This is a genomic window from Streptococcus mitis, from assembly GCF_003942865.1.
GTDB lineage: Bacteria > Bacillota > Bacilli > Lactobacillales > Streptococcaceae > Streptococcus > Streptococcus mitis_BI.
In genome coordinates this window covers 26,617-36,515 of the sequence record NZ_RJNZ01000018.1, presented here as the reverse complement: position 1 = coordinate 36,515, position 9,899 = coordinate 26,617, and the positions used below count along the sequence as shown (strand labels likewise).

The following is a 9,899-nucleotide window of genomic DNA, read 5'->3' as shown; positions in this document are numbered from 1 at the left end:
GGAAGTGTGGCGACACATGTAGCGGACTAATACTAATAGCTCGAGGACTTATCCAAAGTAACTGAGAATATGAAAGCGAATGGTTTTCTTGATTTGAATAGATATTCAATTTTGAGTAGGTATTACTCAGAGTTAAGTGACGATAGCCTAGGAGATACACCTGTACCCATGCCGAACACAGAAGTTAAGCCCTAGAACGCCGGAAGTAGTTGGGGGTTGCCCCCTGTGAGATATGGAAGTCGCTTAGCTTTATTCCGCCATAGCTCAGTTGGTAGTAGCGCATGACTGTTAATCATGATGTCGTAGGTTCGAGTCCTACTGGCGGAGTAGTTAATTAAAAGAGGTTAAGACCTCTTTTTTTGTTATGTAATTTATAATCTATTTTGTGTTATTTGGTAAGATACATTTTTCTTGTAGAGATTAGACTAACTTCCACTTTGGTCAGTAAAGTGGAAGTTACCGAAATTTTTTATACTACGAAATCAGATCCATAATATCTGTATAAAAATATTATAGTTCTAAGAGTATTTAATCAAAAGTTTTAAGTCGGTCTTTTTAGGTCTTTAATCGTTTGACATTTAGGTAGTAAATTTGTTCCTATTCTGTCAAGTTTTCCTTTTTGTTATTTTGTTGGGGTTGGTATTTTAACAATTCAGGAATTAATAGTGAATGTGTAAAATTTTTTGTTAGAATAAGCTTATAAAAAGTAAAGGGGTATAGGCTTATGTTACAAAAAATTTATGAGCAGATGGAGGATTTTTATAGAAATATTGAAGAAGAGTATGGTACGTTCTTCGGAGATCATTTTGACTGGGAACATGTTCATTTTAAATTTTTGATTTATTATCTTTTCCGATATCGTATTGTGAGTCATCGGGATTTTATTGTTTACCATTATCGTGTTGCTTATCGTTTGTATCTTGAAAAATTGATAATGAAACAAGGTTTTGTTGCTTGTTGAGATAGCATGAGTTAATTTCCGAACAAATTTAACTTTTTGTGGGGAAATAATGATAAATAGCCGGAATTTTTTCTAAATCATTTTTTAATAGTTGGAAATAGCAAATCTTTCTATTGTTTCTTCTTGATAAAAAGGCGATTTTTTCTTATAATAAATTGTAAGATATAATTGCAGGTGAGAGTCCTGCCATGTATGTGAGAAAGGAAGAGCCTGAGGGCTCAGACAAGGTTATGACTTCAGTTGTTGTTGTAGGTACCCAATGGGGTGATGAAGGTAAAGGGAAGATTACAGACTTCCTTTCAGCGAATGCAGAAGTGATTGCACGTTACCAAGGTGGTGATAATGCAGGTCACACGATTGTGATTGATGGTAAGAAATTTAAGTTGCACTTGATTCCATCTGGAATTTTCTTCCCTGAAAAAATCTCTGTTATTGGGAATGGTATGGTTGTAAATCCTAAATCTCTTGTAAAAGAGTTGAGCTATCTTCATGAGGAGGGGGTGACAACTGATAACTTGCGTATTTCTGATCGAGCGCATGTTATTTTGCCTTATCATATTGAGTTGGATCGTTTGCAAGAAGAAGCTAAGGGCGACAATAAGATTGGTACTACAATCAAGGGAATTGGTCCAGCTTATATGGACAAGGCTGCTCGTGTTGGGATTCGTATCGCCGATCTTTTGGATAAAGATATTTTCCGTGAGCGTTTAGAATGTAACCTTGCTGAAAAGAATCGTCTTTTTGAAAAATTGTATGACAGTAAAGCGATTGCTTTCGATGATATTTTTGAAGAATATTACGAATATGGTCAACAAATCAAGAAATATGTAACCGATACATCTGTCATTTTGAATGATGCACTTGATAACGGTAAACGTGTGCTTTTTGAAGGTGCACAAGGTGTTATGCTCGATATTGACCAAGGTACCTATCCATTTGTTACGTCATCAAACCCTGTGGCTGGTGGTGTGACCATTGGTTCTGGTGTTGGTCCAAGTAAGATTGACAAGGTTGTAGGTGTATGTAAAGCCTATACGAGTCGTGTAGGAGACGGTCCTTTCCCAACTGAGTTGTTTGATGAAGTGGGAGAACGTATCCGTGAAGTCGGTCATGAATATGGTACAACAACTGGTCGTCCACGTCGTGTGGGATGGTTTGATTCAGTTGTGATGCGTCATAGTCGTCGTGTTTCTGGTATTACTAATCTTTCATTGAACTCTATCGATGTTTTGAGTGGTTTAGATACAGTGAAAATCTGTGTGGCCTATGATCTTGATGGTCAACGTATTGACTACTATCCAGCTAGTCTTGAGCAATTGAAACGTTGCAAGCCTATCTATGAAGAGTTGCCAGGTTGGTCAGAAGATATTACCGGAGTTCGTAATTTGGAAGATCTTCCTGAGAATGCGCGTAACTATGTTCGTCGTGTGAGTGAGTTGGTTGGCGTTCGTATTTCTACTTTCTCAGTAGGTCCTGGTCGTGAACAAACAAATATTTTAGAAAGTGTTTGGTCCTAAGAAATTTTTAAGATTTGTTTAAGATAGGTAGGGTATACTATAGACAGTTACAAGAAGACCTCCTAACTTGTTGTAACAAATATCCTAAACTTTTCTTTTTCATAATAATCTCCCTATAAAGTCACCGCATTTGGTGGCTTTTTTTGTCTTGGAAATCATGATATAATAATAAAATCGATAAGTAGTAAAAGGGAAATTGATGAATTATACAGTTGAAGAAAAAGAAGTCTTTATGAGGGAGGCTTTGAGAGAGGCTGAGATTGCTCTTGAACACGATGAAATTCCAATTGGTTGTGTGATTGTCAAGGACGGAGAAATCATTGGTCGCGGGCATAATGCGCGTGAGGAACTGCAGCGAGCGGTTATGCATGCGGAAATTATGGCCATAGAGAATGCGAATCTGAGTGAGGAGAGCTGGCGCTTGCTTGATTGCACGCTTTTTGTGACCATTGAGCCTTGTGTCATGTGTAGTGGGGCGATTGGACTCGCCCGTATTCCAAACGTGGTCTATGGGGCTAAAAACCAGAAATTTGGCGCTGCTGGGAGTTTGTACGATATCTTGACAGATGAGCGTCTCAATCATCGTGTGGAGGTTGAAACGGGAATTTTGGAAGATGAATGCGCAGCTATTATGCAGGATTTTTTTAGAAATAGACGGAAAAAATAATTTTGCTTTTAAAATGAATAGGAATGTGATATAATAAATGGTGGAGCAACAGTTCTGCGTGAAGCGGGTCAGGGGAGGAATCCAGCAGCCCTAAGCGATTTGAATTGTGTGCTCTTTTTTTCGTGCTTTTTCCGAATAAATAAGATAGAATAATCTAGAATAAATGATAATAGAAAAGAGAAGATGATGAAAATTCGTGGTTTTGAATTGGTTTCTAGTTTTACAGATGAAAATTTATTGCCCAAGCGTGAGACGGCGCATGCGGCTGGTTACGACTTAAAGGTTGCTGTGCGTACGGTTATTGCGCCAGGAGAGATTGTCTTGGTTCCGACAGGAGTTAAGGCTTATATGCAGCCGACTGAGGTTCTCTACCTCTATGATCGTTCTTCAAACCCTCGTAAGAAGGGGTTGGTTTTAATTAATTCAGTTGGTGTTATTGATGGGGATTATTATGGAAATCCTGGGAATGAAGGGCATATTTTTGCGCAGATGAAGAATATCACAGACCAAGAGGTTGTTCTTGAAGTTGGGGAACGTGTTGTCCAGGCTGTCTTTGCGCCTTTCTTAATCGCAGATGGAGATGTGGCTGATGGCGTTCGAACTGGTGGATTTGGATCGACTGGGCACTAGGATGAAGATAATTTTTGTACGTCACGGGGAGCCAGATTATCGTGAGTTAGAGGAGCGTTCTTATACGGGATTTGGGATAGATTTGGCACCCTTGTCTGAGAAGGGACGGCAGCAAGCTCAGGAACTGAGCACTAATCCTTTACTCTCTTCAGCTGAAATAATCATATCTTCTGCAGTCACAAGAGCTTTAGAAACGGCTTCTTATGTTGCTTGTGTTACTGGATTTCCTTTGAGAGTGGAGCCATTATTGCATGAATGGCAGGTCTATGAAAGTGGCACAGATAATTTTGAAAAAGCTCGTACTATGTTTCTAGAAAATAAGGGGGAATTACTTCCTAATAGTCCTATTCAATATGAAACAGCTGCGGAGATGAAGTCTCGTTTTCTAGAATGCATGGCTAAGTATCGAGATTATCAGACTGTGATAGTGGTAACTCACAACATGCTCATGCGCCAGTTTGTGCCAAATGGGAAGATTGATTTTTGCCAAGTAATTGAGTGTGAGATAGAGATATAGAAAGAGGTTTATCATCGCAAAGAAAAAAGCGACATTTGTATGTCAAAATTGTGGGTATAATTCCCCTAAATATCTGGGACGTTGTCCCAACTGTGGGTCTTGGTCTTCTTTTGTAGAAGAGGTTGAGGTTGCCGAGGTCAAGAATGCGCGTGTGTCCTTGACAGGTGAGAAAACCAAGCCCATGAAACTGGCTGAGGTGACTTCTATCAATGTCAATCGAACAAAGACGGAGATGGAGGAATTCAACCGTGTACTTGGAGGCGGAGTGGTACCAGGAAGTCTCGTCCTAATCGGTGGGGATCCTGGAATCGGGAAATCGACTCTTCTCCTACAAGTCTCAACCCAGTTGTCCCAAGTGGGAACGGTTCTCTACGTCAGTGGGGAGGAGTCTGCCCAGCAGATTAAACTACGTGCAGAGCGTTTGGGTGATATTGATAGCGAGTTTTATCTCTATGCAGAGACCAATATGCAGAGTGTTCGAGCTGAGGTGGAGCGCATCCAACCAGACTTCCTCATTATTGACTCCATTCAAACTATTATGTCTCCTGAGATTTCAGGGGTGCAGGGATCTGTTTCTCAGGTGCGTGAGGTGACAGCTGAACTTATGCAGCTGGCCAAAACCAATAACATTGCCATCTTTATCGTAGGGCATGTGACCAAGGAGGGAACCTTGGCTGGGCCTCGTATGCTAGAGCATATGGTGGATACGGTGCTTTACTTTGAAGGGGAGCGTCATCATACCTTCCGTATTTTGAGGGCGGTCAAAAATCGTTTTGGTTCCACTAATGAGATTGGGATTTTTGAGATGCAGTCAGGTGGCTTGGTTGAGGTTCTCAATCCGAGTCAAGTTTTCCTAGAAGAGCGTTTGGATGGGGCGACTGGTTCCTCCATCGTTGTAACCATGGAAGGGACGCGTCCAATTTTAGCGGAGGTTCAGGCTTTGGTAACGCCGACCATGTTTGGAAATGCCAAGCGTACGACGACAGGACTTGATTTTAATCGTGCGAGTCTGATTATGGCTGTTTTAGAAAAGCGTGCAGGGCTTCTCTTGCAAAATCAGGATGCCTATCTCAAATCTGCTGGTGGTGTCAAATTGGATGAACCTGCGATTGACTTAGCCGTTGCTGTTGCCATTGCTTCTAGTTACAAAGATAAGCCAACCAATCCTCAGGAATGTTTTGTAGGAGAACTTGGTTTGACAGGAGAGATTCGGCGCGTGAATCGTATCGAGCAGCGTATTAATGAAGCTGCTAAACTGGGCTTTACTAAGATTTATGTACCCAAAAATTCCTTGACAGGAATCACTCCACCTAAGGAAATTCAGGTTATTGGGGTGACAACGATTCAGGAAGTTTTGAAAAAGGTTTTTGCTTAATCTGTGACAAATTCTCTTAAAAATGATAAGATAGGAGAAATATTTGACTATCAAATTTTCGAGGAGGGAATCGTGTCGTATTTTGAACAGTTTATGCAAGCCAATCAGGCTTATGTTGCCCTACATGGGCAGTTAAATTTACCACTTAAACCCAAAACCAGAGTAGCTATTGTGACCTGTATGGATTCACGTTTGCACGTTGCTCAAGCTCTGGGCTTGGCACTTGGGGATGCTCATATCTTGCGGAATGCAGGTGGTCGAGTGACTGAGGACATGATTCGTTCGCTAGTTATTTCCCAGCAACAGATGGGGACAAGAGAGATCGTGGTGTTGCACCATACAGACTGTGGTGCTCAGACCTTTGAAAATGGACCTTTTCAGGAGTATCTGAAAGAGGAACTAGGTGTCGATGTGTCAGACCAGGACTTCTTGCCCTTCCAAGATATAGAGGAGAGTGTACGCGAGGATATGCAACTCCTTATCGAGTCTCCCCTAATACCAGATGATGTCATTATCTCTGGTGCTATTTACGATGTGGATACAGGAAGTATGACAGTCGTAGAATTGTAAATACTTTATTTAGAAAGAAAGTGTATGAAGAAAAACAGTATTTTATTTATTTTTATTTTATTGCTATGTATTGGTTTGCAGTATGAAACCATCTACTATACGGATGGTTCGATGTCAGCTTCGGAATATGGCCTAATGGGAGTTTCTATCTTTCTAGCTCTCTTTTACATGATTCCAGCTCTTTATTTCCTTTTCCGTATTGGGAAAAAATGGGAATTACCAAAGAAGGCCTTGATTCTGTCTTTATTGGGTGGGATGTTCCTTGCAGGCTGGTTGTCTAGCTTTGCGAATACCTATATCCATGATTTGCTGGGTGTTCTTTTCCCAGATAGTGCATTTTTAAATGCCTTTGAAAGTGCGATTGTGGCTCCTTTGGTAGAAGAACCCTTGAAATTATTGCCACTTGCCTTTGTTTTGGCTTTGATTCCTGTTCGAAAATTAAAATCTTTGTTTTTACTAGGAATTGCTTCTGGTTTGGGATTCCAAATGATTGAGGATATTGGTTACATTCGTACGGATTTGCCAGAGGGCTTTGACTTTACTATTTCGAGGATTTTAGAGCGTATCATCTCAGGAATTGCCTCTCACTGGACTTTTTCAGGTCTGGCTGTAGTGGGTGTTTACTTGCTTTACAGAGCCTATAAAGGACAGAAGGTTGGCAAGAAACAGGGGCTTATTTTCCTAGGTTTAGCCTTGGGAACTCACTTCTTGTTTAATTCTCCTTTTGTTGAATTGGAGACAGAGTTGCCATTAGCGATTCCAGTGGTTACTGCTATTACTCTTTATGGTTTTTATCAGGCTTATCGCTTTGTTGAGAAGCACAATGAGTTGATGAACTAGAATATTTTTCTAAAGAATGATGCAAGGGTACAAATATGGTGCCCTTCTTTTATTTTTGATTGAAAAATAGTGCAAAAAGCGCTACAATGGTAGATGGAAAAATCTTGTGAAAAGCACAAGCGATACATATATACCGGAGGAAATCATGTCTTTTTCTGATTTAAAGCTGTTTGCCCTTTCTTCTAATCAAGAATTGGCAAAACGTGTAGCGCAGGAGATTGGGATAGAGTTGGGGAAATCAAGTGTTCGCCAATTTTCAGATGGAGAGATTCAGGTCAACATTGAAGAATCAATCCGTGGGAAACACGTCTTTATCCTACAATCAACTAGTTCGCCTGTAAATGACAATCTGCTTGAAATTTTGATAATGGTAGATGCTTTGAAGCGTGCGAGTGCAGAATCTGTCAATGTTGTCATGCCTTACTATGGTTATGCACGTCAGGATAGAAAGGCAAGAGCGCGTGAGCCAATCACTTCAAAACTTGTTGCAAATATGCTTGAAGTAGCTGGAGTGGATCGTTTATTGACCATCGACTTGCATGCTGCGCAGATTCAAGGATTCTTTGATATTCCTGTGGATCACTTGATGGGAGCTCCTCTGATTGCAGATTATTTTGATCGTCGTGGTATGGTTGGTTCGGACTATGTAGTTGTCAGCCCAGACCATGGAGGGGTGACTCGTGCCCGTAAGTTGGCAGAATTTTTGAAAACATCTATCGCTATTATTGATAAACGTCGTAGCGTTGATAAGATGAATACTAGTGAAGTCATGAACATCATCGGTAAGGTTGAAGGCAAGACTTGTATCTTGATTGATGATATGATTGATACAGCTGGAACGATTTGTCATGCGGCAGATGCCCTTGCGGAAGCTGGTGCTGTTGAAGTCTATGCAAGCTGTACGCACCCAGTTCTATCTGGTCCAGCTATGGACAATATCCAAAAATCAGCTATTAAGAAATTGGTTGTTTTGGATACCATCTATCTGCCAGAAGAGCGTTTAATTGATAAGATTGAGCAGATTTCAATTGCTCATCTCCTAGGTGATGCTATCATACGTATCCATGAAAAACGCCCGCTTTCTCCACTTTTCAGTATTGAGAAAAAGATTTAAGTTTTCACTTAGAATAAAACATACTCCTAGCAGAAGTGAACTGCTAGGAGCTTTTTTATAGCCAAAATATGCAAGCCTTTTCAAAATGTGCTATACTGATGAAAAAGGAGGATTTCTATGAGTCAAGAATTTATCAATCCAAGTGATGGCGTGATTCGTCAGTATCTCGCAACGAGTAAAACCCTTGCTGTGGTGGGCTTGTCAGACCGTGAGGAAACAACCAGCAATCGAGTGACCAAGGAAATGCAGGCTCGGGGTTATAAAATCATCCCAGTTAATCCTAAGGCGGCAGGTGGCGAAATCTTGGGTGAAAAGGTTTATGCTAGCCTAGCAGAGATTCCTTTTCCTGTAGATATTGTCAATGTTTACCGTCGCAGTGAGTTTTTGCCAGATGTGGCGCGTGATTTTCTCAAGGCTGATGCTAAGATTTTTTGGGCGCAACTCGGGCTTGAAAGTCTAGAAGCAGAAGAGATTTTACGTGCTGGTGGATGTGATGACATCGTGATGAATCGCTGCATCAAGAGAGAACATACACGCTTAATTGAGGAAACATAAGAAAAAGGTAGCTGATGGGCTACCTTTTGTGTTAGAAAATGCCGATAAGGGTCTGCATACCAAGACTAGTGAGGATGATGGCAATCCAACAGATGGCTCCGAGGACAATGGATTTTCCGCTGGATTTAATCATGGCTACCAGATTGGTTTTGAGACCGATAGCACTCATGGCCATGACAATAAGGAATTTAGAGAGTTGTTTGAGAGGGGTAAAGAAACTACTGGACACACCTAGAGAGGTGAGTAGTGTAGTGAGGAGAGAGGCAAGGATAAAGTAAAGGATAAAAAGTGGGAAGACTTTTTTCAGTTGTAGGCTTTGCTTGTTTTCTTGTTGGCGACTTTGCCAGTAGGATAGAAAGAGCGTGATAGGGATAATGGCCAAAGTACGTGTGAGTTTAACAATGGTTGCAGACTCGAGGGTATTGCTTTGGTAAAGACTGTCCCAAGCGCTGGCGGCAGCCGTTACAGAGGAAGTGTCGTTGACCGCAGTCCCTGCAAAGAGGGCGAAGCCTTCATTGGATAGATGAAGCCAGGTGCCGAGGGTTGGAAAGATGAGCGCAGCCAAGACATTGAAGAAAAAGATAACGGAAATGGCTTGGGCTACTTCCTTTTCCTTAGCATAAATAACAGGCGCTGTCGCCGCAATGGCAGAACCCCCACAGATGGAAGAACCTACTCCAACCAAGGTAGCCAGTTTTGTATCCAGTGCAAAGAAGCGCTGGAAGAAGTAGGCAATAATCAGAGCTATTGAGATAGTGGACAGGATGACAGGGAGCGAAGATTGGCCAACTGCGAAGACCTGCGAGATATTGAGACCAAAACCAAGCAAGACAACGGCATATTGGAGCAATTTTTTAGAACTAAAGGTCAACCCAGCATCCAGTTGTTTATAGGACGAGAGAAAGGGATGTAGGAGCATGCCTATGAAAATGGCAAAAACGGGCGCGCCAATAACAGGGAAGAATCCTCCTAAGTACCAAGATACGATAGAAATGAGAAAGCAGGCCAAGATACCTGCTCCATTTTTTGATAGAAATGACATAAAAACCTCCAAATAAAATCTATTACCATTATAGACATAAAAACAGGAAAAGTAAAATAGAAAGTGGAAAGCTATTCTATCATGTATTTTTGCGGTCGGGGGGCTTTTGTA

The 9,899-nt window shown here is 41.2% G+C and carries 11 protein-coding genes, 1 tRNA gene, 1 rRNA gene and 1 other RNA gene; 13 read left to right on the top strand and 1 reads right to left on the bottom strand.

From position 1 onward, the window contains the following. The first annotated feature begins 132 nt into the window (after positions 1–132). The 13 genes from rrf (at position 133) to D8845_RS09890 (ending at position 8,746) form a co-directional block, all read left to right on the top strand. Positions 133–248 (top strand): 5S ribosomal RNA (gene rrf / locus D8845_RS09950). A gap of 5 nt (positions 249–253) precedes the next feature. After that, a tRNA-Asn gene (locus D8845_RS09945) sits at positions 254–327 on the top strand. Between the two features lie 397 nt (positions 328–724). After that, on the top strand, positions 725–961 hold the full coding sequence (gene comW / locus D8845_RS09940; RefSeq protein WP_125453312.1) for a sigma(X)-activator ComW: 237 nt from the start codon (positions 725–727) through the stop codon (positions 959–961). Positions 962–1,191: 230 nt separating this feature from the next. Next, complete coding sequence (locus D8845_RS09935) at positions 1,192–2,478, top strand: adenylosuccinate synthase (protein WP_125453314.1); 1,287 nt, start codon at positions 1,192–1,194, stop codon at positions 2,476–2,478. A 199-nt stretch (positions 2,479–2,677) separates the two neighbouring features. Then, positions 2,678–3,145, top strand: coding sequence for a tRNA adenosine(34) deaminase TadA (tadA, locus tag D8845_RS09930; RefSeq protein ID WP_001110112.1), 468 nt, complete (start codon positions 2,678–2,680; stop codon positions 3,143–3,145). A 34-nt stretch (positions 3,146–3,179) separates the two neighbouring features. After that, positions 3,180–3,275: signal recognition particle sRNA small type (ffs, locus tag D8845_RS09925), an RNA gene on the top strand. Between the two features lie 56 nt (positions 3,276–3,331). Further along, positions 3,332–3,775: a dUTP diphosphatase gene (locus tag D8845_RS09920; RefSeq protein ID WP_125453313.1), complete on the top strand. Its 444-nt coding sequence runs from the start codon at positions 3,332–3,334 to the stop codon at positions 3,773–3,775. Next, entirely contained in the window at positions 3,735–4,292 is a 558-nt protein-coding gene (locus D8845_RS09915) for a histidine phosphatase family protein (RefSeq protein WP_125453311.1), read from the top strand. Before D8845_RS09920 ends, D8845_RS09915 begins: the two co-directional genes overlap by 41 nt. A 13-nt stretch (positions 4,293–4,305) precedes the next feature. Next, entirely contained in the window at positions 4,306–5,667 is a 1,362-nt protein-coding gene (gene radA / locus D8845_RS09910) for a DNA repair protein RadA (protein WP_077804517.1), read from the top strand. A 72-nt stretch (positions 5,668–5,739) separates the two neighbouring features. After that, entirely contained in the window at positions 5,740–6,237 is a 498-nt protein-coding gene (locus D8845_RS09905; protein ID WP_004237611.1) for a beta-class carbonic anhydrase, read from the top strand. A gap of 24 nt (positions 6,238–6,261) precedes the next feature. Next, the gene (locus tag D8845_RS09900; RefSeq protein ID WP_125453310.1) at positions 6,262–7,077 is read left to right on the top strand and encodes a PrsW family intramembrane metalloprotease; all 816 of its coding nucleotides are present in this window, start codon (positions 6,262–6,264) and stop codon (positions 7,075–7,077) included. 145 nt (positions 7,078–7,222) lie between these two features. Further along, positions 7,223–8,191, top strand: a complete 969-nt coding sequence (locus D8845_RS09895; RefSeq protein WP_125453309.1) for a ribose-phosphate diphosphokinase — start codon at positions 7,223–7,225, stop codon at positions 8,189–8,191. Between the two features lie 117 nt (positions 8,192–8,308). Continuing rightward, the gene (locus D8845_RS09890) at positions 8,309–8,746 is read left to right on the top strand and encodes a CoA-binding protein (protein WP_125453308.1); all 438 of its coding nucleotides are present in this window, start codon (positions 8,309–8,311) and stop codon (positions 8,744–8,746) included. Positions 8,747–8,777: 31 nt separating this feature from the next. Here the strand turns inward: D8845_RS09890 and D8845_RS09885 are convergent, their stop codons facing one another. Next, the gene (locus tag D8845_RS09885; RefSeq protein WP_125453307.1) at positions 8,778–9,788 is read right to left on the bottom strand and encodes a YeiH family protein; all 1,011 of its coding nucleotides are present in this window, start codon (positions 9,786–9,788) and stop codon (positions 8,778–8,780) included. Positions 9,789–9,899: the final 111 nt, after the last annotated feature.

Bases quoted from the DNA above. Each gene is read 5' to 3' on its own strand.
- comW (WP_125453312.1), top strand. From the start codon at position 725: ATGTTACAAAAAATTTATGAGCAGATGGAGGATTTTTATAGAAATATT.
- D8845_RS09935 (WP_125453314.1), top strand. From the start codon at position 1,192: ATGACTTCAGTTGTTGTTGTAGGTACCCAATGGGGTGATGAAGGTAAA.
- tadA (WP_001110112.1), top strand. From the start codon at position 2,678: ATGAATTATACAGTTGAAGAAAAAGAAGTCTTTATGAGGGAGGCTTTG.
- D8845_RS09920 (WP_125453313.1), top strand. From the start codon at position 3,332: ATGAAAATTCGTGGTTTTGAATTGGTTTCTAGTTTTACAGATGAAAAT.
- D8845_RS09915 (WP_125453311.1), top strand. From the start codon at position 3,735: ATGGCGTTCGAACTGGTGGATTTGGATCGACTGGGCACTAGGATGAAG.
- D8845_RS09900 (WP_125453310.1), top strand. From the start codon at position 6,262: ATGAAGAAAAACAGTATTTTATTTATTTTTATTTTATTGCTATGTATT.
- D8845_RS09895 (WP_125453309.1), top strand. From the start codon at position 7,223: ATGTCTTTTTCTGATTTAAAGCTGTTTGCCCTTTCTTCTAATCAAGAA.
- D8845_RS09890 (WP_125453308.1), top strand. From the start codon at position 8,309: ATGAGTCAAGAATTTATCAATCCAAGTGATGGCGTGATTCGTCAGTAT.
- D8845_RS09885 (WP_125453307.1), bottom strand. From the start codon at position 9,788: ATGTCATTTCTATCAAAAAATGGAGCAGGTATCTTGGCCTGCTTTCTC.